This is a genomic window from Nitrosovibrio sp. Nv6 (genome assembly GCF_900110495.1).
Taxonomy (GTDB): Bacteria; Pseudomonadota; Gammaproteobacteria; order Burkholderiales; family Nitrosomonadaceae; genus Nitrosospira.
Map to the genome: position 1 here is coordinate 1116832 of NZ_FODX01000001.1, position 26192 is coordinate 1143023.

At 53.8% G+C, this 26192-nt stretch carries 23 protein-coding genes; 13 read left to right on the forward strand and 10 right to left on the reverse strand.

Annotated elements, in window-relative coordinates; genetic code table 11:
- Positions 1 to 2: 2 nt before the first annotated feature.
- Positions 3 to 1355 carry a 3-phosphoshikimate 1-carboxyvinyltransferase gene (gene aroA, locus BMX66_RS05450; protein ID WP_199679273.1) on the reverse strand — a complete coding sequence of 451 codons (1353 nt, stop codon included), beginning with the start codon at positions 1353 to 1355 and terminating at the stop codon, positions 3 to 5.
- A gap of 507 nt (positions 1356 to 1862) precedes the next feature.
- On the opposite strand from aroA, the gene cysK reads away from it, so the two are divergent.
- The 7 genes from cysK to BMX66_RS05490 all read left to right on the forward strand — a co-directional run bounded on the left by cysK (position 1863) and on the right by BMX66_RS05490 (position 10281).
- Positions 1863 to 2840, forward strand: coding sequence for a cysteine synthase A (gene cysK / locus BMX66_RS05455; protein WP_090879092.1), 978 nt, complete (start codon positions 1863 to 1865; stop codon positions 2838 to 2840).
- Positions 2840 to 3790: a serine O-acetyltransferase EpsC gene (gene epsC, locus BMX66_RS05460; RefSeq protein WP_090879915.1), complete on the forward strand. Its 951-nt coding sequence runs from the start codon at positions 2840 to 2842 to the stop codon at positions 3788 to 3790. The genes cysK and epsC overlap by 1 nt, the downstream gene beginning before the upstream one ends.
- Before the next feature lie 250 nt (positions 3791 to 4040).
- Entirely contained in the window at positions 4041 to 4940 is a 900-nt protein-coding gene (locus BMX66_RS05465; RefSeq protein WP_090879094.1) for a tetratricopeptide repeat protein, read from the forward strand.
- Between the two features lie 241 nt (positions 4941 to 5181).
- Entirely contained in the window at positions 5182 to 6597 is a 1416-nt protein-coding gene (locus BMX66_RS05470) for a dihydrolipoyl dehydrogenase (RefSeq protein WP_090879096.1), read from the forward strand.
- Between the two features lie 319 nt (positions 6598 to 6916).
- On the forward strand, positions 6917 to 7396 hold the full coding sequence (locus BMX66_RS05480) for a hypothetical protein (RefSeq protein ID WP_090879100.1): 480 nt from the start codon (positions 6917 to 6919) through the stop codon (positions 7394 to 7396).
- A gap of 2 nt (positions 7397 to 7398) precedes the next feature.
- Positions 7399 to 7788, forward strand: a complete 390-nt coding sequence (locus BMX66_RS05485) for a SirB2 family protein (RefSeq protein WP_090879102.1) — start codon at positions 7399 to 7401, stop codon at positions 7786 to 7788.
- A gap of 156 nt (positions 7789 to 7944) precedes the next feature.
- Positions 7945 to 10281, forward strand: coding sequence for a penicillin-binding protein 1A (locus BMX66_RS05490; RefSeq protein WP_090879104.1), 2337 nt, complete (start codon positions 7945 to 7947; stop codon positions 10279 to 10281).
- A 26-nt stretch (positions 10282 to 10307) separates the two neighbouring features.
- Here BMX66_RS05490 and hemB read toward each other — a convergent pair whose 3' ends face one another.
- The 4 genes from hemB to BMX66_RS05510 form a co-directional block, all read right to left on the reverse strand.
- The gene (gene hemB, locus BMX66_RS05495) at positions 10308 to 11330 is read right to left on the reverse strand and encodes a porphobilinogen synthase (protein ID WP_090879106.1); all 1023 of its coding nucleotides are present in this window, start codon (positions 11328 to 11330) and stop codon (positions 10308 to 10310) included.
- 132 nt (positions 11331 to 11462) lie between these two features.
- Positions 11463 to 12170 (reverse strand): ribosome biogenesis GTP-binding protein YihA/YsxC, encoded by a 708-nt coding sequence (yihA, locus tag BMX66_RS05500; RefSeq protein WP_090879918.1) that lies wholly within the window; start codon positions 12168 to 12170, stop codon positions 11463 to 11465.
- A 72-nt stretch (positions 12171 to 12242) separates the two neighbouring features.
- Positions 12243 to 12992, reverse strand: a complete 750-nt coding sequence (locus tag BMX66_RS05505) for a type III pantothenate kinase (protein WP_090879107.1) — start codon at positions 12990 to 12992, stop codon at positions 12243 to 12245.
- Complete coding sequence (locus BMX66_RS05510) at positions 12993 to 14015, reverse strand: biotin--[acetyl-CoA-carboxylase] ligase (protein ID WP_255398817.1); 1023 nt, start codon at positions 14013 to 14015, stop codon at positions 12993 to 12995.
- A gap of 120 nt (positions 14016 to 14135) precedes the next feature.
- Here BMX66_RS05510 and BMX66_RS05515 point away from each other — a divergent pair, with 120 nt between their 5' ends.
- From BMX66_RS05515 to BMX66_RS05535, 5 genes are all read left to right on the forward strand, one after another.
- Entirely contained in the window at positions 14136 to 15833 is a 1698-nt protein-coding gene (locus BMX66_RS05515; protein WP_090879111.1) for a glutamine--tRNA ligase/YqeY domain fusion protein, read from the forward strand.
- A gap of 323 nt (positions 15834 to 16156) precedes the next feature.
- Entirely contained in the window at positions 16157 to 16483 is a 327-nt protein-coding gene (gene trxA, locus BMX66_RS05520; RefSeq protein ID WP_090879112.1) for a thioredoxin TrxA, read from the forward strand.
- A gap of 153 nt (positions 16484 to 16636) precedes the next feature.
- On the forward strand, positions 16637 to 17896 hold the full coding sequence (gene rho, locus BMX66_RS05525) for a transcription termination factor Rho (protein WP_090879114.1): 1260 nt from the start codon (positions 16637 to 16639) through the stop codon (positions 17894 to 17896).
- Between the two features lie 122 nt (positions 17897 to 18018).
- The gene (gene rpmE / locus BMX66_RS05530) at positions 18019 to 18243 is read left to right on the forward strand and encodes a 50S ribosomal protein L31 (protein ID WP_090879116.1); all 225 of its coding nucleotides are present in this window, start codon (positions 18019 to 18021) and stop codon (positions 18241 to 18243) included.
- A gap of 113 nt (positions 18244 to 18356) precedes the next feature.
- Entirely contained in the window at positions 18357 to 19832 is a 1476-nt protein-coding gene (locus BMX66_RS05535) for a M48 family metalloprotease (protein ID WP_255398818.1), read from the forward strand.
- A 28-nt stretch (positions 19833 to 19860) separates the two neighbouring features.
- Here BMX66_RS05535 and BMX66_RS05540 read toward each other — a convergent pair whose 3' ends face one another.
- From BMX66_RS05540 to BMX66_RS05550, 3 genes are all read right to left on the reverse strand, one after another.
- Positions 19861 to 20523 (reverse strand): glycerophosphodiester phosphodiesterase, encoded by a 663-nt coding sequence (locus BMX66_RS05540; protein ID WP_090879118.1) that lies wholly within the window; start codon positions 20521 to 20523, stop codon positions 19861 to 19863.
- Positions 20524 to 20850: 327 nt separating this feature from the next.
- A complete protein-coding gene (locus BMX66_RS05545) occupies positions 20851 to 22674 on the reverse strand; it encodes a hypothetical protein (protein ID WP_090879120.1) in 1824 nt (607 codons plus the stop codon).
- 185 nt (positions 22675 to 22859) lie between these two features.
- The gene (locus BMX66_RS05550) at positions 22860 to 23570 is read right to left on the reverse strand and encodes a hypothetical protein (RefSeq protein WP_090879122.1); all 711 of its coding nucleotides are present in this window, start codon (positions 23568 to 23570) and stop codon (positions 22860 to 22862) included.
- 138 nt (positions 23571 to 23708) lie between these two features.
- On the opposite strand from BMX66_RS05550, the gene BMX66_RS15985 reads away from it, so the two are divergent.
- Positions 23709 to 23834 (forward strand): hypothetical protein, encoded by a 126-nt coding sequence (locus BMX66_RS15985; protein WP_255398819.1) that lies wholly within the window; start codon positions 23709 to 23711, stop codon positions 23832 to 23834.
- Positions 23835 to 24134: 300 nt separating this feature from the next.
- On the opposite strand, the gene BMX66_RS05560 is transcribed toward BMX66_RS15985, so the two are convergent.
- Positions 24135 to 24362, reverse strand: coding sequence for a hypothetical protein (locus tag BMX66_RS05560; RefSeq protein WP_090879124.1), 228 nt, complete (start codon positions 24360 to 24362; stop codon positions 24135 to 24137).
- A 411-nt stretch (positions 24363 to 24773) separates the two neighbouring features.
- Positions 24774 to 25889, reverse strand: a complete 1116-nt coding sequence (locus BMX66_RS05570; RefSeq protein WP_199679274.1) for a M28 family peptidase — start codon at positions 25887 to 25889, stop codon at positions 24774 to 24776.
- Between the last annotated feature and the right edge of the window lie 303 nt (positions 25890 to 26192).

Genomic DNA, 26192 nt, shown 5'->3' on the forward strand with positions numbered 1-26192 from the left:
CCTCAATAAATTTCAACTGGGGATTCGCCCTGCTCGGTATGGATTATTGACGCGAACTTTTGGAAATAATCGGGAAAAGTCTTCCTTACACAACCGGGATCATTGATCCGCACAGGCGCGCCAAATGACGCCAGAGAGAAGCACATGGCCATCCTGTGATCGTCATACGTATCAATCACCGCGTGCGCAGTAAGGCCCCTCGCTGGCGATATAATGCGCAGAAAATCTGCGCCCTCCTCCACACTGGCGCCCAGCTTGCGCAACTCATTTGCCATTGCCGCAATGCGGTCGGTTTCCTTCACCCGCCAGCTTGCGATATTCCTGAGCGTAGTGGCGCCGTTGGCGAACAAAGCGGCCACCGCAAGTGTCATTGCGGCATCCGGAATATGGTTGCAGTCCATATCAATTGCCCGCAGATCACCGCGTTCGGGCGCGCTTGCCTCGATCCAGTTATCGCCCATCCTGATCTTCGCACCCATTTTCCCCAGCGCTTCAGCAAAACGGATATCTCCCTGAAGGCTGTCATGCCCTATGCCTTCCACTCGTACCGGACCGGTGCCGATAGCACCGGCGGCAAGGAAATAAGAAGCGGAAGATGCATCGCCCTCCACGAATATCTCGCCGGGGCTGCGATAACGCTGATCCGGACGCATAATGAAGCGCCGCCATTCCTCGCGATCCACTTGCACGCCGAAACGGGCCATCAATGCAAGCGTCAGCTCAATATAAGGCCGTGAAATCAATTCCCCCATCACCGTTATCGCCGCCGCTTCACCAGAAGAGCCCGGCTCAAATAAAGGCAACGCCATCAGCAAGCCGGTCAGGAACTGGCTCGACACATCCCCTTTCACAGTTATCTCTTTTTCTTTTGCCCCACTGCCAGGAGGCTTGATTTGCAGCGGCGGAAATCCTTCCTTGCCGAGATAGGTAATATCGGCGCCCATCTGCCGTAGCGCATCCACCAGATCGCCGATTGGACGCTCGTGCATACGTGGCACACCGGACAATCGGTAATACCCGTGAGAAAGCGCCAGCGCGGCGGTCAGTGGACGGAAAGCGGTGCCCGCGTTGCCTAGAAATAAATCGGCTTCGCCGATCGGGAAACGCAGGGGAAGCTGTCCGCCCACACCCTGCACACGATAATGATTTTCACCGATCCGAACGACGGGCACACCCAGAGTCTTGAGTGCTTCCAGCATTCGTTCCGTGTCATCTGAAACGAGCAGGTCGCGTATGTCTGTGGCGCCGTCGGACAACGCGGCAAGCAACAGAATTCGATTGGAAATACTCTTCGAGCCAGGCAAACGCACGGTGCCATGAGCAGCCTTGGCTGCCGGGAGATCAATAAAATTCACACTCTGCCTTGCGGATAAACTTCACCATATGCCGATACGTGACGGGTGCCTCATTATAATCCAGTCTGAGCGATTTCCCGCCGGTTAGCTTCTTCAAACTGGCTAAGAAGGCTAAAAGAGACCTGCAGGCTCAGCAAGGTCCGCCACGCGGCTTCCTTGCATGCGCACGCAACGCGCGGAGATGTGGCGCATATCGTTCATTCCCTTGTTTCCACTTGCCTGGAGCCTGACAACAAGCTTTCCCGATACCGATACATACTCCGCTACATACTAAACGCCACCACCACCCGGGTTGCGATAAAATCAGGCAAATCAGGCGCTCACCGTTTTGCGCCTGAACCGAGGGTTCAACAACACTCAACAATAGCGTTGTTGCCATAGCTCTCCGTGATCTCGGACCTGCAAAGAACCCTTTTCTTGAAATACGGATATGTCTGGAGGTTGATTCCGTATACTTCTTATACTCGGCAATCGGGCACGATAATTCATACAGAAGGAAGCATCAGAATGTCGCATTGGTTCAAGGATATTTCGCAGTCCGTCGGACATACTCCGCTGGTCCGGCTCAACCGCATCACCGACGGCGCGCCAGCAACGGTGCTTGCGAAGATCGAGGGGCGTAACCCGGCCTATTCTGTAAAATGCCGAATTGGCACGGCAATGATCGAGGATGCGGAATATCGCGGATTGCTCCAGCCTGGAAAAGAACTGGTGGAACCTACCAGCGGCAACACTGGCATTGCCCTAGCGTCTGTTGCGGCTGCTCGCGGCATACCATTGACCTTGACCATGCCGGAAACCATGGGGCTGGAACGGCGCAAACTGCTTGTGGCTTATGGCGCAAAATTGACCCTGACAGAAGGTACGCGCGGGATGAAAGGCGCGGTGGCAAAGGCTGAAGAAATTGTCGCTTCCGATCCTGACCGGTACGTGTTGCTTCAGCAATTTTCCAACCCGGCCAACCCGGCCATCCACCAATGCACCACCGGTCCGGAAATCTGGAACGATACTGATGGCGCGATCGATATTTTTGTTTCCGGTGTAGGCACTGGCGGTACCATAACAGGCGTTTCGCGCTACATTAAAACGGCGAAAGGCAAAGCGATCATTTCTGTCGCGGTTGAACCGTCCGCGAGCCCCGTACTCGCCCAGCAACGCGCGGGCGAACCGCTGAGACCCGGCCCGCACAAAATTCCGGGTATCGGGGCGGGGTTCGTTCCGGAAAATCTGGACCTGTCGCTGGTGGATGATATCGAACAGGTCAGTAATGACGACGCGATACGGTATGCGCGGCGCCTCGCACGGGAAGAAGGTATTATCTCGGGGATCTCATGCGGAGCCGCTGTGGCAGTGGCAGTGCGTTACGCCAAGCGTCCTGAAAACGCCGGCAAAACGATCGTCGTCATTCTACCGGATTCGGGGGAGCGCTACTTGAGCTCCGTCCTCTTCGAGGACGTGTTTGACACTCGGGAATTGGTGCAATGATGACAAAATTAAAAAAAATGGGACACTCGTCATTGAAAGGAAAAGGGCTGGAAATCGATGCGGTTGTTGCCGAGTTGCGCGCGTTGCGTGTGAAATCGCTGGAAAACCGGCAAAGACGCGATAGACCGCCCAAGCTCCCTTCGCGCAAGGTATTGGTCGCGATCGCGGACGGATTGAGCGCCGTATTGTTCCCCAACCGTCTGGGTTTACCCGAGCTCACCAATGAAAGCGTCGATTATTACGTGGGACATACGCTGGACGTAACGCTTCGCGAATTATTGGTGCAAGTGCGCCGTGAACTGCGCTTTACATCCGGCACGGAAACCCCAGGCAATGCGGATCGGGAACAGGCGGCTGCCATTACCCAGGCATTTGCGCAACGATTGCCGCGTATACGCACTCTACTGGAAAGCGACATTCAGGCCGCTTACGAGGGGGACCCGGCTGCCCGAAGCATCGACGAAGTCCTCGTCTGTTATCCCGGAATCACCGCCATTACGCATTATCGGCTCGCCCACGAATTGCACTGTCTGGGCGCGCCACTGATTGCGCGGATGATATCCGAAATTGCCCATTCCGCCACCGGTATCGAGATTCATCCGGGAGCAAGCATTGGCGGCAGTTTTTTTATTGATCACGGTACTGGCGTAGTCATCGGCGAAACCGCTATCATTGGCGAGCACGTGCGCCTGTATCAGGCTGTGACTCTCGGCGCCAAGCGCTTTCCTGTGGATGAGCATGGGGCCCTGGTAAAAGGCAATATACGGCATCCCATTGTCGAGGATGATGTTGTCATCTACGCTGGCGCCACCATTCTTGGGCGCATTACCATCGGCCGTGGTTCGACTATCGGCGGCAATGTATGGCTTACGCGCAGCGTTCCTCCCCGCAGCATTATCTCTCAAGCGCAAACGCGCAATGAGGTATTTGATGGCGGCGCAGGAATCTAGAACGATATTCCTCCGCCAGTATCATCACTCGATTCTGAGGACCGCTGTATCTGGACTAAATTGACTTGGGTCGCATCTTTGCGGACCCGGCTTCAAGCCAGCGGAATAGGAAAAAATCCCGTGGCCCGAATTGCGAGTTAAATTCTCCCGGCGCCCCGACCGGGTTGACGCTCACCCGGCCAATACTTAGACTGTGTGGAAAATTACAAAAAAATGCTTTTAAAGCAGAACAGCAACGATACCGGACACTATGTACGCGAAATGCATCAAGTGCGGGAGTGAGAAAACGCACACCTCTCGCGTGCGGCGGGGCGAGCGCAGCCTCTCCATGCTGTTTCTCCGGCCAATACGCTGCCGTGAATGCAGAGAACGCTTCTGGGTACGAAATCCGAATGCCTATCTTGCGCTGGGCGGCGCCCTGACCGTCAGTGCGCTATTGGTCGTAATGGTGTGGCTAATCATAGAACAGAACATGGCTGAGCAGTATGTCGGGCCAGTATCAGAAATCGAGCCGGAGAAACCCGCCGCTTCCTCCAATGCTGGCAAACTGGCAGGCGACCAGGGAGAGCGCTTAAACACTGCGGCAACTGGCGTCAAATCTTCCAGCAACGCGCAATCAAGTCCCGGGACAAAGCCAGCCCCTTCTTCACTCCAGAGAGCCACTGATGATCACCACTTTGCGGTGCGACTTTATCAGGAGAATGCGGAAAATGGGGATAGCGATGCGCAGTACAAACTAGGGCTCTTGTACCTGACAGGAAATGGCGCTCTTCAGGATTTCGCGGAGGCTGCAAAGTGGCTTAAGTTGGCGGCGGAGCAAGGCTATGGGCTTGCACAGTATGAGCTGGGCCTCATCTATCGCACGGGATATGGTCTGGCTGTTGATCAGGTGCAGAGTTACGTATGGCTGAATCTGGCAGCCGCGGCTGGCGTCCAGGAGGCTGTGACGGCGCGGGATGAAGTCATGCGCTCGCTCAGCACCAAACAACTTGCGCAAGCACAAAAGATTTCGCGAGAATGGCTCGCCGCGCGGCCCAAGCCTGAAACGATGAATAACGGCTCTGATCAGGCTGAGCCAGAAGCATTGTCGGCACCAACGCATAACGCTGCATCTTACGCGGCCGCCTTACCTCTGCGCGACAGGCGGTAATTCTGCGAACGCCCGCGGATTGCAGCGGGATATTCTCCCGTTCCCTACTCCTTCTCGTAGCCATGACAGGCGCAGGTTTCTGGCGGTATTAAAGACAACACCGCAAGCTTTTGCCGCACTGTGAAAAATTTGCGAATTGATGCCTCCGCTGCTTAGCTGATAGATCCGATGTTTGCAGCGACAGGCTCTAGTTGGTTGCTCATCCAGGCATTCGGTACTAACGCATCTTTGGAGAAATGTCATGAACGGAATATTTGATGTCATTATTATCGGGGCCGGCACGGCAGGGCTGGCTGCGTTGCGGGAAGTAAAAAAAAGGACAGAAAATTTCATCCTCATCAACGACGGGCCATGGGGGACAGTCTGTGCCCGGGTCGGCTGCATGCCATCCAAGACTTTGATCGAAGCAGCGAATGCTTTTCATCGTCGCAACACGTTTGAAGAATTCGGTATCCGGGGCGCGGGCTCGCTAACACTCGATATTGCCGCTGTGCTGCGGCGTGTACGCCGACTACGGGATCGATTTGTTGCCAGCACACTGAAAACTACCGATGCGCTGGGTGAACGCGCGATTTCCGGCCGCGCTCGCCTGCTGGGGGTGGGGAGACTGGAAGTAAACGGCAAGGAACTCCGAGCCCGCCACATCATCATCGCTACCGGATCACGCCCGATTGTGCCTGCGCCTTGGCGTGCCTTTGGCGACAAATTGCTCACCTCGGATACGTTATTCGAGCAGGAAACCTTGCCTTCCCGCATGGCCGTGATAGGCTTGGGCCCCATCGGGATCGAGATGGCCCAGGCGCTGTCCCGGCTCGGAGTGAATGTGGTGGGGTTTGGTGAGCGCTCCACAATTGCGGGATTAAGTGATCCGCACGTGAACACCGTCGCAACAGATCTTCTGAAGCATGAATTCCCCTTGTATCTGGGAGAAAAGGCTGATCTGGATGTAGTCGATGGCAGGATGCAAGTACGTACCGAAGCTAAAGGAGCTGTGGTTGACAGTGTTCTCGTCAGCCTCGGCCGTCAGCCGAATATCGATAGCCTCGGGCTCGAAACGTTGGGTATCGAACTGGATGCGCGGGGCCTTCCGCCGGTCCATCCTCTTACCATGCAAGTAGCTGATCTCCCTGTATTCATGGCTGGTGATATCAATGACCATACGCCGTTACTGCATGAGGCGGCCGATGATGGGCACATTGCCGGAATCAACGCCACGCGCACTACGCCGGCCTGTTTCCCACGCCGTACCCCCCTTGCAATAGTCTTTGGCGATCCCGGTATCGCAACAGTAGGCAGGCGCTTCAACTCCCTCGATGGCGATAAAATGCTGACGGGGGAAGTGCAGTTCAAACACCAGGGCCGCGCCGTGGCGGGTCAGCGCAACAAGGGCATCCTGCGCCTTTACGCCGAACCGGAGAGCGGCCGTCTGCTCGGCGCCGAAATGTGTTCACCCGCTGCGGAGCATATGGCACATTTGCTGGCATTGGCGATGGAGCGGTCGCTCACCGTGCATGATATGCTGCGCTTGCCGTTTTACCATCCTGTTCTGGAAGAAGGCTTGCGCACGGCTTTGCGTGATCTCTCGAGGCAGCTTCCCCGGTGCAGTGAGTCGGATTTGGCTGGCTGTGAGGCTTTCGGTACCGAAGCGCTGGACTAAGCTGGATCCGGTGTACAGAAACGTTGTGGATTCAGCCGCGCTTTTATCTGAGACTTGCCGGAACATTTTCGTGATCAGCCTGCCAAACTCAGACGCAAGTATCCGAGCGAGCTGCATGCCAAAGAGCGGTATTGCTTCATCCGGGGTGCGATATCCACGGAAGAAAAGGGGATCGACCTGCCGAGAGCGACCATGATGAGTATGGAAATAGTTTCTTTGACCAGGATGGCTGCGGTGAATTCGGGGCTGCGACGAGTTCCGGCAATGCATTGGAAATATCGCTGCATAACAGCTTCGAGCAACAGCGCCAGAGGGGATTATGAACGAATTCGCATTTGCCAGAGTACTCCATGTGCTGGGGGTCGTGTTATGGATCGGCGGCGTAGCAATGGTCACCATTGTACTGTTTCCCGCTATGGCACAATTGAAATCAGCAGCCGAGCGAACGGAATTTTTCGGCCGTATCGAAAGCCGTTTCGCTCCTCAGGCGCGCGTAACCACGCTGATCGTCGGCTTGAGCGGCTTCTACATGGCGCATATCCTCGATGCATGGAGCCGTTTCACCGAACTGCGCTTCTGGTGGATGCACGCAATGGTGCTCGTATGGCTGATCTTTACCCTGATGCTGTTTGTCGTGGAACCATTGGTGCTGCGCAAGCAGCCTGCAAAAACGGCAGAGAATGACCCGGCGAAGCGTTTTGCGCTGGCTCACCGCATGCACTGGATATTATTGAGCTTGAGTCTGGTCACCATTGCTGGTGCAGTGGCGGGCAGCCACGGCTGGATGCTGGGAGAATAAGCATGAGTTATGCTGCTCTGAAAATGATTCATGTCACGAGCGTTATAATCAGCTATCTGTTGTTTTCTTTGCGCAGCGCCTGGAAGATGCAGGGATCCGCCGCCCTGCAACGGCGTTGGATAAAAGTTACGCCACACGTGGTGGATACCGTATTGCTGATAAGCGCCATTGCGCTGGCCATCAGGATTCAGCAGGATCCGCTACATGATTCATGGCTCGGCGCCAAAGTCATGGGTCTGCTGGTTTATATCGGTCTCGGCATGATGGCGTTGAAATTCGGAAAAACGCGTAAAGCAAGAATTTCTGCGTGGATTGCGGCTCAACTCGTTTTTCTTTATATCGTACTGGTCGCCGTGACTAAAAACCCGGCAGTATTTTTCTTTACATCATAAACAGGCAGACCTCCGGCCTTCACGCTTTCTGAAAACCACTTCAACTGTGCTGCCAGCAATCCCGGCAGCGTATTCCCTCGCATGGCGTTCAACGCAATATTCTCCGTATAATTGCGATATGTTCATTTTGACCCTCTTTTTCGAAAATCCTCTCACATGCTAGCGCGCTGGCGTTGGTGGGTTTACGCGCTCGCCGCAATTTTTGGGCTAGGCCTCATCGGTGTCTTGCTGATCGGTTTTGCGGCGCTGGTTACAATTCCAACGCTGCCCTCGCTGGAAGCATTGACCGACTATCGCCCGAAAATTCCCTTGCGAGTCTATAGCGCCGAAGGCGTCCTGATTGGCGAGTTTGGCGAAGAACGCCGCAGGGTAGTCAAGATAAGCGCGGCGCCGGAACGCCTCAAACAGGCCATCGTCGCCGCCGAGGATGACCGGTTCTATCATCACGGGGGGGTTGATTATCTCGGCATATTGCGCGCCGCCTATTCCAATTTCACTTCCGGTGGCGTACGGCAAGGCGCAAGCACCATTACGATGCAGGTTGCGCGGAATTTCTTCCTCACCAAGGAAAAGACGCTGACTCGAAAATTCAGTGAGGCTTTGCTCGCTTTCAAGATTGAACACAGCTTGAGCAAGGACGAAATTCTCGAGCTCTACTTCAACCAGATTTATCTCGGACAGCGCGCTTATGGCTTTGCCGCCGCCTCAGAGGTTTATTTTGGCAAGCCGCTGCAGGATATCAACCTCGCGGAAGCCGCGATGCTTGCAGGCCTTCCGAAAGCGCCCTCGCGCTTTAATCCGGTGGTCAATCTCAAGCGCGCCAAAGCACGGCAACTGTATGTGCTCCGGCGCATGCATGACCTGGGCTATATCACCGAGCCGGAGTTCAAGGCAGCGGAAAAACAACCGATGCAGGTCAAGCGCGAATCGCAAGAATACCCGGTGCACGCCGAATACGTTGCGGAAATGGCGCGCCAGATCGTATATGAACGCTATAACGAAGATACCTACACGAAAGGCTTTAAGGTCTATACCACGGTGCGTCAGCTCGATCAGGAAGCAGCATATAAGGCAGTGCGGCAGGGCGTGGTGGACTATGACAGACGCCACGGATATCGCGGCCCGGAGGCAGCGATCAAGCTGCCGGAAAATGCCTTGGAGCGGGAGGAGATACTGGAAGATGCGCTACAGGAGGTGTCCGATAGCGATGATATTCTTGCTGCGGTGGCGCTGGCTGTCGATCCGAAGCTGGTCAAGGCGTATCGCAAGGGCGGAGAAATTCTCGAGATTAGCGGCGATGGCCTCAAGTTCGCCCAAAAATTCCTTTCCGGCAAAGCTGCCGCCGGCCAGCAGCTTATTCGTCCTGGCTCGTTAATCCGTATACGGAAAAGTGAAAAAGGCGCATGGCAAATCGTACAGCTTCCTCAGGTCGAGGCGTCGCTAATTGCCATAAATCCCAGAGATGGTGCAATTCGCGCAATGGTAGGGGGATTTGACTTCAACCGCAGTCAATTCAACCACGTTACGCAGGCCTGGCGTCAGCCCGGCTCCAGTTTCAAACCGTTCATTTATTCCGCCTCGCTGGAAAAGGGTTTTACGCCCGCAACCGTCATCAACGATGCGCCGCTTTCCTTTACCGCCGAGGAGACGGGGAGTGATCAGTGGGACCCTCGAAATTTCGAGGGAAGCTATGAGGGGCCGGTACGCATGCGCCAGGCTCTCGCCAAATCCAAGAATCTGGTGTCAATCCGCATTCTTCAGGCCATCGATGTTCAATATGCGCAGGATTATGTCGCTCGCTTCGGTTTCGACCCCAAGCAGCACCCGGCCTACTTGCCGATGGCGCTGGGGGCCGGATCGGTGACTCCGATACAGATGGCGGTGGGGTATGCAGCGTTCGCCAATGGCGGGTTTCGCGTATCGCCCTACTTCATTCAACGCATAGAGGATGTGAGAGGCAATGTACTGGAGCAATCGCAGCCGGCAGTGGCGGGCGAAAGCGCCAAGCAGATAATAGACCCGCGTAATGCGTTTCTTATGACCAGCATGATGCAGGATGTAGTGCAGCGAGGAACTGCCACCAGAGCGAAGCAGTTAGGCCGTGCCGATCTGGCTGGGAAAACCGGCACCACCAGCAATTACGTCGACGCATGGTTCTGCGGCTACCAGGCTGATCTGGTCGCCATCGCCTGGATTGGCTTCGACAATCCCAAATCGTTGGGGACCAACGAAACCGGAGGCCACGCTGCATTGCCGATGTGGATGAGTTATATGGGTAAGGTACTGAAAGGTACCCCGGTTGCAGCTTATGCGCCCCCCGCTGGCATCACGACAGCCAAAATCAACCCCGAAACCGGTTTAAGGGAGGCCGACGGTACGCTGACGGAATATTTTCTCGAGGAGCAGTTACCACCCGAAGCCGAGGCCGAGGAGAAGGTGGAGACCCCTGCAGATCAGGCGATAGACATAATAAAGGAATTATTCTCGCAGTAGAATCATGATGAGATTCCTCAGCCTTCCTATTTTTCCTGCCCTTCCTTTTCCTGCTTTAGCCACCCCGCTGCATCCAGGGCATAGTAAGTCAGAATGCCATCCGCACCCGCGCGCTTGAAAGCCAGCAATGCTTCAAGAACACAAGCTTTTTCATCAAGCCAGCCATTTTGAGCAGCGGCCTTGAGCATGGCATATTCGCCGCTTACCTGATAGACAAACGTGGGCGCGCCGAACCGCTCTTTGACGCGCCGCACAATATCGAGATAGGGCAAGCCGGGCTTTATCATCACCATATCGGCGCCTTCTTCCAAATCCAGCCCTACTTCCCTCAGTGCCTCGTCTGAATTACCTGGATCCATCTGATACGTATATTTATTTCCTGTGCCCAGATTGACAGCGGAACCCACTGCATCGCGAAAAGGGCCGTAAAAACTCGAAGCATATTTCGCCGAGTAAGCGAGAATGCGGGTATGAATGTACTTTTTGTCCTCCAGCGCGCTGCGAATTGCTGCAATGCGTCCGTCCATCATATCAGATGGCGCCACCACGTCGGCGCCGGCTTGGGCATGTACAAGCGACTGTTGCGCCAATACCCCCACCGTTTCATCGTTCATCACATACCCGTTGTCGTCAATCAGGCCATCCTGTCCATGACTCGTGTAGGGGTCGAGTGCGATATCGGTAATAATGCCGAGCTCAGGAAACCTGCTCTTCAGATCGCTTACTACACGTGGTACAAGTCCCGAAGGGTTGATTGCCTCAGATGCAGTAAGATTTTTCAGATCGGACTCTATAACCGGGAAGATTGCAAGAGCCGGTATACCGAGCTGCAGGCATTTTTCAGCCTGATACAGCAGCACGTCCAGGCTTTGACGCACGACGCCCGGCATTGAGGATACTGCTTCCTCCCGTTTTTTTCCGTCCAGCACAAATACAGGATAAATCAGGTCGTCCGAATGTAGATGATTCTCCCGCATCAGGCGGCGCGAAAATCCATCGCGGCGCATACGGCGCATCCTGTTCTGTGGAAACTGGCTTAAAGCTGGCATGATCGACCTAAAAAAGAAAAAAATCGATAAAAATTAAAATTTGGGAACTTGTTGGCAAAATTTATATCTTACTTGCAGACGTTGTTTATTTGTCTCCCGCTTTTCCTCCCTGAGCGGGTACCTTAATCCCTATTAAGGTAGTTTGCCCCCGGTTTTATTCCCCTTTAACCGGGGGTTCTTTATTTTCACCTTGCCATTTTGTTTCAGAACTTCATTTGGTTCGGGAACCAAATTTCTTTCCAATCCTTCCCCTTCCAGCCACTTGCCAAGCAAGGCCGTCGCCTCTTCGACACCTTCCCTGGTGAAACTGGAGAATAATTGTACGCTGCATTGCGGATAAGTTTCACGCAAAAAAGCCAACACATCCTTGAGAACCTTCTGCGCATGCTGCCTGGCAAGCTTATCCGATTTCGTTAGCAGCACATGCACCGGTTTTCCTGTTGATGCGAACCAGGTCAGCATCTGCCGGTCGAGCGGGGTCAAGGGGTGCCGCACATCCATGATCAGCACCATGCCGTGCAGCGATTCACGCGTTTGCAGATAGGTGCTGAGCAGGTGCTCCCAATGCTGACGCACTTCAAATGGTACTTTTGCGTAACCATACCCCGGAAGATCGACCAGAAAACGGCCGCTTCCCAGCTGAAAAAAATTCAGATGCTGAGTGCGCCCCGGCGTTTTGCTGACAAAAGCAAGACGCCCGCGATTGGCCAGCGAATTAATAGCACTGGACTTGCCGGCATTGGATCGGCCGGCAAACGCTATTTCCACCCCGTCAGGCGGTGGCAAGTCGCGTATTTGATTGACAGTGGTATAAAAGACCGCATGCTGAAAAAGCGACATATTCCAACCCAAGGCCCGTAAACGTGAGGAAAAAAATAAAATTCCATTGCTGTATTTCGAAGGACCCGTCTACTACAGCAGTGTTTCCGAATTCTCCCGGGCTATAACCAGCAGGCCTTCCAATACCAGATTATCCATCACCTTGGCATTTATATTAAGCTGAGGTTGCAACTGCTGCGCCGCGCCACCACTGAGGATACAGTCGGGCGTATGGCCGAGCGTGCCGGCAAGCAGCGCGGCCATACGCTCGACAGCACCGGCCATTGCCTGCACTGCTCCGCTGTATATGGCGTCAGCCGTATTATCAGGATAATCGCAAAACTTTCCATCCGCGGGTTCCACAGATGCGATGTCTCCTATCGGTATTTGCAACATCAGATCAATACCGGGAGTAATGATCCCCCCAAGAAATTCTCCGGTGTCAGAAAGTGCGTCAACTGTCATGGCCGTACCCACATCCACCACAAGGCAACCTTGCCCTTGCAACCCCCATGCTGCGATCAGTGCTGCCCAGCGGTCGCTGCCAAGCTGTGCCGGATGTGTGTAGTAATTGCGCACGCCGCATTGGTAGGCAACAGCGGTGATCCATTGCGGCTCGGCTTTCCATCGCGCAAATACCTCGGACAGATCGGCTCTGGCCTGGTCACCGGCGACATTGGATATCACCACACGCGACGGCTCCCGTAAATCCCACCATTCCCGCTCCAGCAACGCTTTTTTTCCCTGGATTACTGTCCCTTGTTTCACCCAGCTGCGCCCGTCATGCAACCCCCACTTGACCCGGGTGTTGCCTGAATCAATCGCAAGTAAAAGCGGCTTCATTCATGCCATCCTGCATAATGTGATCTCGCCGCCGCTGTAGCTGCGAATACCTGCTGCAGTTTGTAACAGCAGCGATCCGTCATCGGCCACCCCGGACACCATGCCCTGCTGGCCGGTGCCGTCGGCCAACCGAAGTATGACAGCTTTGCTCGCACAGGCATGGCGGTCCATCCATTCGCCCTTGAAGGGCACAAAGCCTTTTTGCTCGAACTCCCTTAATGCCGATGCAAGATTAATCAATAGCGCAGCCAGCAATTTGTTGCGGTCAGGCATTTCGCCGCTAATGGAAAACACGTCTGTTGCGCCCTGGTCTATGCGCGCCTGCACATTGTTGGACAATTTCAGGTTCATGCCGACCCCGATCACCGCAACGGTTGGGCCAAGCATGTCTCCTTGCAATTCGATCAGTATGCCCGCCAGTTTGCAAAAGTTGAACATCACATCGTTCGGCCACTTCAGTACCGCACCTTCAATTCCGGAAGACTCAAGTGCACGTATGATTGCCACCCCGATTGCAAGGCTCAAACCCGACAGAAAGCCCGCCCCCTGCTGGAATCGCCATGATAGAGAAAAGGCAAGGCCGTCCCCGAGACCGGAATGCCATTGCCGGCCGCGCCTGCCGCGCCCGATGGTTTGCAGTTCCGCCGCCGCCGCGCGAATTTTGAGATTGCCTGAATCCAATCCGTTTGCGGTTTCCCGCAGCAAAAAGCTATTGGTTGAATCGATCGTATCCAGCACCGCGAGATTGAAATTGTTCGCCTCGTCGCCGAGATGCTTCAGGATGATGTCCTGCCCCAGCCACTGTACAGGACCGAGCAGGCGATAGCCGCGCCCCTGAACTTTTTGCACCGTCAAACCGACTTCATCCACGTTTCGAAGTGCATTGGACACGCTCGCGCGCGAGACCCCGAGAGTCTGGGCAATGGCTGCGCCCGACAGGAATTCGTCAGCGCTCAACAGACGCAAAATGGAAAAAGCAAGCGGCTTCATGCTGTTCAGTGTAGTGCAAATACATTGGCCCATGCTACCGCTCTCACTGTTCATCCGGCGCGGCATTTTACCGGATTTAGCCTGATACACTATTACCACTATAATAAGGCGAATCGCAGCCAAGCATAACGAATAACATCTGGAGAGGCTAACTTGAAAGAAAATCCTGCAACTGGTTCCAACGCGCCAACCGCTTCCAATTTTATCCGCAGCATCATCGAGGAAGACAATCAATCCGGCAAATGGAATGGGCGCGTGGAAACCCGTTTTCCACCCGAACCTAACGGCTACCTGCACATTGGCCATGCCAAAAGCATTTGCCTCAATTTTGGCCTTGCCCGCGATTATAACGGCATTTGCCATCTGCGCTTCGACGACACAAATCCCGAGAAAGAAGAGCAGGAATATGTCGATTCAATACTTGAATCGGTGAGATGGCTCGGTTTTGATTGGGGTGAGCACTTGCATTATGCTTCCGACTATTTCGACAAGCTATACGAGTTTGCCGAATACCTCATCAAGCAGGGGAAAGCATACGTTGACAGCCTCACTGCCGAGGAGATTCGTGCGTTGCGCGGCACGTTGATCGAGGCTGGCGAGAACAGCCCCTACCGCGAACGCTCCGTTGAAGAAAATCTTGACCTGTTCCGCCGCATGAAATCGGGAGAATTTCCTGACGGCGCTCACGTTCTGCGCGCCAAGATCGACATGACTTCTCCCAACATTAATCTGCGCGATCCCGTCATATACCGCATCCGTCATACTTACCATCACCGTACAGGCGACAAATGGTGTATTTACCCAATGTACGATTACACGCATTGCATTTCCGATGCGCTGGAGAAAATCACCCACTCCCTTTGCACGCTGGAATTCGAAGATCATCGTCCGCTCTACGACTGGACATTGAATCAATTGGCGGATATTGTTCGCTGCCACCCCCAGCAGATCGAATTTGCTCGGTTGAATCTCACCTATACCGTCATGAGCAAGCGCAAGCTGAACGAATTGGTCGAGGGCGATTTCGTCGACGGCTGGGACGATCCGCGCATGAATACGCTGGCCGGCGTCCGGCGCAGGGGCTATACGCCAGAATCCATCCGTCTTTTTGCCGAACGCATCGGTGTCAGCAAAGCCGATTCATGGATAGACATGAACGTGCTGGAAGACTGCCTTCGCGAAGACCTGAACGAACGTGCCCATCGGCGTGTGGCGGTTCTGGAGCCACTGAAGATCGTTATCGATAATTATCCGGAAAATCGGGAAGAGGACTGCCTCGCTCCCAACCATCCGCAAAAGCCGGAGCTGGGCAACCGCATTTTGCCTCTGTCGAAAGTACTCTATATCGAACGCAGCGATTTCATGGAAACGCCCCCCAAGGGCTACTTCCGCCTTTCGCCCGGCACGGAAGTCCGGTTGCGCTATGCGTATATCGTAAAGTGTGTCGAGGTGGTGAAAGATGCCAACGGGGAAGTCCTGGAAATTCACTGTACCTATGATCCAGGCAGCAAGAGCGGAACGGCGGGAGCGGACAAACGTAAAATCAAGGGTAATATTCACTGGCTCTCGGCGAGCCATGCCCACCAGGCCGAAGTACGGCTTTATGACCGTTTGTTTAGCCAAGCTCATCCTGACGCCGGCGGGCAGGACTACAAGGCATCTTTAAATCCACATTCGAAGAGAATTATCAACGCTTATGTGGAATCGTCGCTCAGTCAGGCTCAACCGGAGGATCGCTTCCAATTCGAGCGCCACGGTTATTTCATCGTGGACCGGAAGGATACAAAATCGGGAAAACCCGTATTCAACCGTGCGGTAACGCTAAGGGATTCATGGGGGAAAACTGTGTAATACCTGCTCCGGCAACCTGGAAGGCAGTTGGCTCACGCGCCAACTTTTACTTCATTTTCTGCTTTCGGTAATCTCGGGTATTGGCGTCGAATTCAATATTGGCCATTTTCCTTTAAAATACGCTTCCCTTTCACACATTTTTTCGCTAGCATACTAAAAATAAAAAATACGCTGATACCAGACGCGCGGCATAGCAAAAATATATAATTTCTGGTATTTTTGCATACCTACCCCAACTATTTTGGTTTTCCAACCTGCCGCATCAATGTAACTCCGCCTTCGCGGGCATTAGCCGAATTATATTCAACTTGAATGAGAGCCCCATGAGCCAGCATATCCATTACGTTTCCGATGGAACATTTGAAGCCGAAGTATTGCAGTCAGCCGTGCCTGTGCTAGTTGACTACTGGGCCGAGTGGTGCGGGCCATGCAAGATGATAGCGCCGATTCTGGATGAGGTCGCAAAGGAATATGGAGACCGGCTGAAAATAGCAAAACTGAACATTGACGAAAATCAGGCTACGCCGCCAAAATATGGCATTCGCGGTATCCCCACTCTCATGCTGTTCAAGAATGGTAATATCGAGGCAACCAAGGTTGGCGCTTTATCAAAATCCCAGCTCACCGCTTTTATTGACAGTCATATCTAAAACAGCTAATCTGATAACTACCGCCTCCCCAAGCGCTCCGATTAGATTCCGGTTCGATTAGATTCACCGCTTAATTCTCGTTCGGCCCCATCAGTTTTTCCCAACGTTTGCTGACGCTTTACGTCCCTGTTCTTCACCCACGAGCTCCATTCAATGCACTTATCCGACCTCAAAAACTTCCATGTTACTGAACTGGTAGAGATGGCTATCGCCAATGAAATAGACGGCGCCAACCGTCTGCGAAAACAGGATCTGATTTTCGCGCTGCTGAAAAACCAGGCGCGCAAGGGCGAAAGTATTTTCGGCGAAGGCACTCTGGAGGTTTTGCAGGATGGTTTCGGCTTTCTGCGCTCTCCAGATACTTCATATCTGGCCGGACCCGATGACATCTATGTCTCTCCCAGTCAGATAAGACGCTTCAACCTGCATACCGGCGATTCGATTGAAGGAGAAATTCGCACTCCCAAGGATGGCGAACGCTATTTCGCGCTGGTCAAGGTGGACAAGGTCAATGGCGAACCGCCGGAACAGGCAAAACACAAGATACTGTTTGAAAACCTTACCCCGCTATTCCCCACCGAACGATTGTTGCTTGAACGCGACATCAAAGCCGAAGAAAACGTCACCAGCCGCATCATCGATCTCATTGCCCCAATCGGCAAAGGACAACGCGCCTTGCTGGTGGCAAGCCCGAAATCGGGCAAAACCGTCATGCTTCAACATATCGCCCATGCGATCGCAGCCAATCATCCCGATGTTATCCTGATGGTATTGCTGATAGACGAACGCCCTGAAGAAGTCACAGAGATGATCCGCTCGGTCAGGGGTGAAGTGGTTTCTTCCACTTTTGACGAGCCCGCGGTGCGCCACGTGCAAGTGGCCGATATGGTGATCGAAAAAGCCAAGCGCCTGGTGGAGCATAAAAAAGATGTAGTGATACTGCTGGACTCGATCACGCGGCTGGCACGCGCCTACAATACCGTGGTGCCTGCTTCCGGCAAGGTACTGACCGGCGGCGTTGATGCCAATGCGTTGCAGCGTCCCAAGCGTTTTTTTGGCGCTGCGCGAAACATCGAAGAAGGCGGCTCGCTTACCATTATCGCCACCGCGCTGGTCGATACCGGTTCGCGCATGGATGATGTGATCTATGAGGAATTCAAGGGCACCGGCAATATGGAAATCCATCTCGACCGGCGCATGGCGGAAAAACGTATTTACCCCGCAATCAATGTCAATCGCTCCGGTACCCGCAAGGAGGAGCTGCTCATCAAGCCCGACGTATTGCAGAAAATCTGGGTGCTGCGCAAACTGCTCTACCCGATGGACGACATGGATGCAATGGAATTCCTGCTCGACAAGATCAAAGCGACAAAAAACAATGCGGATTTCTTCGATTCGATGCGGCGGGTCTAGCAATCAGAAATTCTTCGCAATCCTTTCACCGAACGTATATTGCATCCCCCTTCAGACTAGAGGATAATACCCGGCTTTCCGCTCCAGCTCCTGCCGGACGGTACAGCTCAAGGACACATGCCATGAAAGCAGACATTCATCCCAATTATCAGGAAATCACCGTGACCTGTAGTTGCGGCAATACGTTCCAGACCCGTTCCACCATGGGCAAGCCCTTGCATGTTGAAGTATGCTCGGTTTGTCATCCCTTCTATACCGGCAAGCAAAAAATCGTTGATACCGCCGGGCGGGTAGAAAAATTCCGCCAGAAATACGGCAAAAAGGCGGAAAAACAACCGGCAGCTTAGGAATTGATTTCTAAGTTCTGGTCAAGGTTGGCAGACAAAAAAGGGCAGCTTGAGCTGCCTTTTTTTCGTCTGCATTTTTTATTTTCAGCAGTTAAAATAAATCCATGAGGACCATGGCTGCTGCATTTCAATTCATCGCTGCGCTCGGCTGTGTATATCTGCTCGCCGGTTGCGCGGTCAATCCGGTTACGGGCAGCCAGAACTTCACCCTCATGTCTGAAGCCGATGAAATGCGCAAGGGACGCGACGCCGCTGCCGAGGTCAGCAAAGCATACGGCGTTTACGATTTTCCCACGCTGCAAAATTATGTCAATGAAGTTGGACAGAAACTCGCCAAGGAAAGCCACCGGCCGGAGCTTAATTACCATTTCACCGTCGTAGATAGTCCTCAGGTAAACGCGTTTGCCCTGCCCGGCGGTTATATTTACGTCACACGCGGCATTCTGGCGTACCTTAATTCCGAAGCCGAACTCGCGGCTGTACTGGGCCATGAAATCGGGCACGTCACGGCGCGTCATAGCGTACAACAATACAGCGCCGCCACTGCCGCCAATGTTGCCGCCACTATTGGCGGTCTTGTGGCAGGAATATTCATGCCGCAAATGGGCGGACAAGTGGCGCAAGGCGTTCAAAGCCTTTTAGGGATTACGGGCAGTGCACTCCTTTCAGGCTATGGCCGCAGCCACGAACTGGAGGCGGACCGTCTTGGCGCGGAATATCTGGCGCGAAGCGGCTACGATCCGCAAGCGATGATCAAAGTTATCGGTGTGCTCAAAAACCAGGAACTGTTCGATATTGAAGTTGCCAAGCAGGAAGGGCGCGAGCCGCGCCGATATCATGGCATTTTTGCCACTCACCCCGACAATGATACCCGCTTGCAGGAGGTGGTTGGCGAAGCGAAGCAATATGTTCAGCCAGGCGCCGTGGATGATGGACGGAAGGAATTCCTGCGCCACACCAAAGGCATGATTTTTGGCGATAGCGCCAATCAAGGGATTGTTCGGGACAATACATTTCAACACAAGGAATTGGGATTTACGTTATCGTTTCCGCCCGAGTGGCGTATACGCAACAAACCCGATGAAGTTGTAGCGATAAGCCCTGATGGAGACGCACTGATGGTGTTGAGCCTTTTCGATAGCGTCCGCGGTTCGCCTGCTGATCTTGCCCGTGAACGCTTCCGTCTTGGACTTTCAAGTGAAGTGTTTTCGACTACCAACAATGGCTTGCCTGTTGCCATTGTCACCTCCACTACCCAGGAAGGAATGCCATTCAAGGCGGGGGTGATTTATCACGACAACAAGGCATACCTTCTGGCCGGGCGTGGCGATTCCACCGCTGCGTTCGACCGCCATCGTTCGGCAATCTCCAGCGCAATCGAAAGTTTTCGCGCGCTTTCAGACACGGAGAAAGAATCCATCAAGGCGCTCGAGATCGGAACTATCACTGCTACGAAAGGCTTGAGCTATGCGGAACTGGCCAGAGAATCCCCCTTGGGTGTGAATGCCGAGAATTACTTGCGCCTGCTCAATGGACAGTATCCCGAGGGCGAACCGGTTTCCGGCCAAATCATCAAAATTGTCAGGTAACCCCGAATTTGGCGTCCCGTGGAAACGGTTATGCGGTTTGCATCAGAAGCGGATAGTCGGTAATCACGCCATCAGCGCCCTGTTGCCGGCAATCGTCATGCTCGGCTTTGGTTATCGCGCCATATACAAAGTTACGGAACCCGTCTATAGCGGCCTGCTTCAGCAGGACGCCATCCAGTACCTCGTAATCCCACACAATATGATTGATCCGGGGATTGCCATTACAGTTAAAGTCGGCCAACAGTGAAGTTAGCGTTCGAGGTCGATGTGCTACCAATATGCCACAATTAATTTTAAGGGATGATGCGCAGATCGCGACCAGATCGTGACGAAAGGAGGTAACCACAATGCGGTGGCCGGCCTGATGCTTTTCAAGAACGTTCATCACGGCAGGTAATGCTTTCATGGTCTTGACCTCGACATTCCACAGGATGCCGGGGAATTGCTCCAGCGCCTCATCGAGAGTTGGCACCTCATAACCCGCAGTTTGCTCAATTTCGCTTCGGGTAAGATCGGCCACTGCCTGGCCTGACGCGGTAACGCGGTCATGGATCAGTATCGGCAAGCCATCACGGCTAATGCGCACATCGGTTTCAATACCGCTCGCACCAACCATTACCGCCGCCTGGAAAGCTGCCATCGTATTTTGAGGAACGGCGGCGTGATAACCCCGGTGAGCTATTACCAACATAATTTATTCCAATATGCCTTGTCTGGCTTTGATGGATTGAGCTTGGTCCGCTATTTAATATTATTCATGATACTTAAAAACGAACCAGCATAAAGATCAAAGAGGGCAAAATTCGATTGATCATGCCCACCGCTTTCCATTCCCATGACTGGAACGTCACCCCATACGAGGCGGCGGCGATCCAGGGTGCATGCGTCATCTCGTAAAGGCGGCTGACGATTTACCGGAGATTCTTTAGGTCGCTGGTGTGGCTGTCCGCTTTGATGAGCGCGATCAAATCGCGCGAGCGGCAGTGGTAGTGTGTGCACGCTGATTGAACTGTCTGCGTCAAAGATAGGCCTGCTCTCCGCCCAAGAACTGGACGACAAACAGTACCGGATCAAAAAACGTCTTTGAATCCGAAGTAAGCGCTACCCAGAAGCGGATTCGTGCATCCAGGACAGTGCCGCATTTATCGACTGAAGCCGCCTGGTAGCGGTTTACGCATTCGTCACGGATAAGCCGGGCGCGGTCAATCAAAACGCCGACGCCGGTCTCGTAGACTTTTCCGTTGCCACCCGCTACGTCCCGAACCGGCCGAAGATCCACCGCTCCGACTGCGGCAAATTCCCCGAAACGTGCCACATCAGTTAATTCGGACAAGTCTGCCGTTCGAACAACCCCTTTCCCCAAATAAGGAAGGGAAGGCCCGGTATAAATTTCGCCGATCGGAGATATGATCGGGATACTCGCCGTGATCTCCGCAAGCAGCTGCTGGTCAGTCTGAAGATGCTCCCACAGTTGATTTGCAAGCACCTCGGCACTGTAGTCTGCCAACTGCTGAATAGTGGCTTCACCAAATTGTTTTGCGAGTAACGCATGTACCAGAGAGGCCAGGACGATCTCTTTTTGCGCGCGAGCGGAGCCAAGTGCTGGATAGACCGGACAGGAACGCTTGCCGTGCTGGGTTTCCAAAGCAGCCAGCCTCTGCAAGATCCAGGTACGTTCATTCTGCCCTTGGGCTGCAGGTTCTATGATCTTTCCACTACCAAGCGGCACCTGATTGTAGCCCGTGGCTCTGCCGGTCAGTTCATCAATGGCAATCTTCGCGATGTAGCTGTCGGCATTGAACCCCATCTGAAATGCATGGGATATACAGGCAAATTGCAAGGGGGCAGTATCGCCAGTTTCCCCGCACTTCACTTTTGCGCCCACCAAAAACGGGTCTGCTGCTCTTTGCCTCTCCCAATCGATCACCTCATCGGAGAGGTGGTGCAAATTCACTTTGACTGGCTCATACAAGGGTACAACAAAGTCATGACGACGAGTAACGTCTTCAACAGCCTGGGACATTCCAGGCGGAACAGAAAAATAACTCACGGGACCGAAACCCACCTGATCGCAGCCTAATAGACTGCCGGGCGTCAGAAGAATGTAACGGACTCTAGATTCGGTATCGCGGGATGCCCGATCCAGTAGCCCCAAAATACCGTAGGCCGCCAGAATCTTGGCCGTCTGTTGCACATCCATCTCCCGAGCGCTCTGCTCTGTCCAAACTGAGTTAGTGCCCTGACCGCCCAAGGCGGTGGTACCTATAACCGCAACCGCCTCCACACCCGCTGTATCAGCGCCACGTTTGAGCGTCGTCAATAGCCATGCAAGCACCAGTGTCTGGTCTTGAGTAAACCTAATTCCGTAAGCCATCATGGAGGCGAGGTTCGCTCCGATCACCAGAAACCTCGGCTGCTTCCTCTCAATGTAGGTATGGAATGCGGACTGTTTCCGGAATGTTTCATCGTCGACGTTGGCTACCGTAAGTCCTTCCGGGAGGATATCGAGTGGCTCGGCCTCGATGCGAAGCGATGTATCCCCACAGCGCACAATAAAAACCAGCGGGGCCTGATGCGTGACGCGGACTTCTGGTAGCGGGCCGAGAATATCCTTGAGCTTTTGCAATTGGACCGCTATACCAGCCTCATCCGTAGCAGTGAAAAAGATCGTTTCAAGTCCCAGGTGTTCAGCTGGTCTTACTTTGCTCGGCTGCCAAAGCGTGCTCGCTCCACCGTTAGCACGAACCCATCCCAGAATAACCTCGTGCAGTATGGCGCCACCAACCAGACCAGCTCCAATAATGGCGATGCTGCTGTTATTGATTGAACGAGCGGACGGCATGTTAGCAAACGACCTTCTTCAAGCACCCGGTACGAAAGTAAAAAACTGGAGCGACAGCGCCTGATAACCCTGCTGTCGCAAACTTCTGCATCTAACACACCAAATCAATTGGAGATCCATTCGATTGATCTCGAACTGTTCTGGACTGTCTATCTATGTTCTTGGTCCGCTGGCTCTAGCCGTCTTTAATTGCTGGCTGGAGATGCCGTAATGGTTGCGGACCGATAATAAACTTCGCTCGCCGCCTCAAACCCCGAATCAATGCCAAATATAAGCCACAGGGCTCCCTGTGAGTCACTCCTGGCTTTGAGTGAAGCAGTACTGGTCAAGGTTTTCGACTCAAACCTTGGCTGATTGCAATCCGTATTTGTACCGGCAATGTTGCCCAGGGCGAAAGCGTCTCTCCCCCCTTGTGCCTGATTGCCCTTGTCAATATTCATCTGATATTGGCCGTCAACTATTACCGTGACCGGCTCAGTAGGGGTGGCTCCCGCCTTCAGGGTGACCGCCTCCCCCGGCGCACCGCCGACCCCAATACATCCGGCCGGAGCGTCAGTAAGAAATGTAACGCTGAAAGTAAGCAGATAATCCTGGTTGGGCCTGAATTTGGAGAATTTCTTCTTTATATAGATAAAAAGATCATCGCTTCGGTTCGTACCGGCAGTGTAGAGGCCGTAGCCCCCAAATGGCGCGGGTACCCGCCGAGGCGCAACAATGACATCGTTTGGTTGTGTATCAGACATATAGTCCGAGTGTCCTCCGGCCCAACCGGTGGAGGTTTTATTAAAATCCTCAGCGATTTCGATCGGACCGGGCTTGACGTCTCGCCCACCTGCACAAGCGGTTACAAAAAACGATATGAAAAAGGTAGCAAACAACGTTTTTTTTATACCCATGTTAAATTGTCTCCTATTTGTGACCTAAAAGGACGATGTCCTAAACAAGCCAGTTGCGTCCATTTGCTTTCCATATAGAGCATGAGAAAAAAGCAAGGTAACGGGTTTGTTTATTCAGTGTAGCAAAAGCAAGTTGTTATGCATGACGAAGAAACGCCGGTAACGGACTCAATGTTTTGCGTGATGCCGGACAATCTTCAGATCCTTGGTGAAGAAACGCCGCTTGGCCGTCCAAGTCAGCTTGCGGAACTCGGCCCGCTATAACGTGTTGCTTGCATCGCAGAAGTCGAGCTATGCGACCGGACAAGTGTTTGGGATGTCGGGCGGAGAGGGAAACCCGTAGAGCATTACAACCGATGGCCGCAAACATTAGCAGCGCGCGCCGGCCAAGACCTTGCGCCTCTGTGCCGTTTCAGCACTGCCTGGCTGAGATGGTGTTTTATCAATCCAGATGATTTGGCAAGATCAGATTCCCAGACTAGCGCACCTCGCTCAAGCCGAGTATGGTGCGGCACAGAATTGGAGGCAGATAGGCAAGGTAGACGTCTTGAGGGAGACGGCTCGCTACTTGGACCGCATTTCGCCTTTGCGCACCCACACGCCCCGCTCCTCGCAGCGCAGCAGTTCACTGCCGCTCAGCACATACTGACCAATCCGGAAGGCCACATTATTGAAATAGCACACACCAACCTCCAGTTCGAGGTCAAGCGAGATATCCTCGTACTCGTCGAAGATAGGGGAGGTGTTGAGTTCGGGGTCTTGGGCACCGACTTGAGGCACATGATCGGGCATGATCTCTTTCCTTTAAAATGGACTGAAGGCTTTGTGACCGAAGACTTTATACAAGCAAATAAAAAACGCCGGGGTCACAACGCAAGCGGTTATGCGAGGCCGATGTGACACCAGCGATTCCTTTCACGCTGGCCATTGATTTCCAGCGCAATTGCGCAAGCAGATTTTTAACTCGGTCGTGCAACGAAACTGAGATCGCCATGGTAAGCCTCGCCGGTGCCGCGAGCAAGATGAATGTCGATAGCGGTAACCTGAACAGTGCCATTCTATCCAGTATACATAGCACCTAAAAAGAGGTGTGTTCGATTTCGCCAATCCGCCCTTGCGCTACATCCCAAATTCGACCCCTCGCGTCGGGATGAGTCCGACAAGCTGCGAGGATGACGGATATCATCATATGGATGCTGTACATTACAGACTCTCGTCGTCGGCCAGCTTGATCAGCATCCCCGCTAACCCCTCCACCACCGTCGCCATGCGGCGGTAATCCAGCTTCTCTGGCGTGTCCTGAGGCGCATGGTAGTAAGGATAACGGAAGAAAGCAGTATCCGTGACCATGAGCGCCGGATACCCCTCCCGCCAGAAATTAAGATGATCGCTCCAGTTCACGCCGGGCAGCCAGCCAAAGGTTGCCGTTCCCTCCACCGGGAAATCAGTACACTCCTTGAATGCGGCCAGGGCTCGCTTAAGCAGCGGGCGCGAGCGCAGGTTGGCCACGAAGGCGATGAAGTTACCCCGATCGGGGCGACCACGGCCGAGGAAGGGCGGATATTGCTGGCTTCCGGATTCGTCCCTATAGCAACCCAGCATCTCGAGGGAGAACATGGCGCGGATGTCCTCCCCCCGCCGCTTTGCCGCACGTGCATAGATCGCGCTGCCCATTTTTTCCCAGAAGAAGAAGGGCGCCTCCTCATTCACGAAGGCCACAAGGCGGATGTTCCGACCGGGCCGCCAGTTGGACAAGCAACGACCTAGTTCCAGCAAGGCGGCCACCCCGCTGGCGTTGTCGTCGGCGCCAGGGGACTGACGCACTGTGTCGTAATGGGCTCCCACCAGAACGACCTGTCTCGGCCAGCGGGTGCCCGGAAGGTCGATGCTCAGGTTGGCACAGAGAACATCCAGGGCCTCATATGCCTGTGTCTCTACGGTATGCCCTTCAGCCTGCCACTGGCCCACGATATAATCCCGCGCCGTCGCAAGGGATTGGGGGAGCCAGACGTGGCGCTCACCGATCTCTTCCGCCAGTTCGCGCACATGGCTCTCCAAGGCCGAGACCGAGATGGAGGTGATACTGCTTCCGCTTTGAACAGACATGTATTCCCGATAAAAGAGGCTATTATTTAGCTTTACATAAGGCTTTGCCTTGCAATATTTCTTGATCGTTATCCGCGCGGAAAGATGTGCTAGTCCCGTTCCGAAGCGAGTAGCCCGACCTCTTCCCGGATGAAGCGGGTGACAGTCTCTGGCAGGCGGAACACCACGATGGCGCCTTTCGGCAGACGGACAGCATTTGTGCTCCCTATGCACTGCGGAGGACGGCGTTGGCAGATCAGTAATTGTAGGTCAGGTTAGCGAAGCGTAACCTAACATGCGAAATTTACTTTTTTCATGATGAGATAACACGCAATGGGCAAGCGTCGCAGCAAATCGCGCGCGACCAAGCCATACCGCTCTTCGACCAGCCAGATAAGAGGAATTATCCAGTTCTTTGTTGGAGTTACGCTCCGCTCCAAGCCAAACAAGCCAAACCTGCCACTACTCCGCCAGCGGCTCCAGCCACGCCTCCTTTGAAGGGGCTCAAGCTAGGCAGCAGAAAATACAATGGGCCTC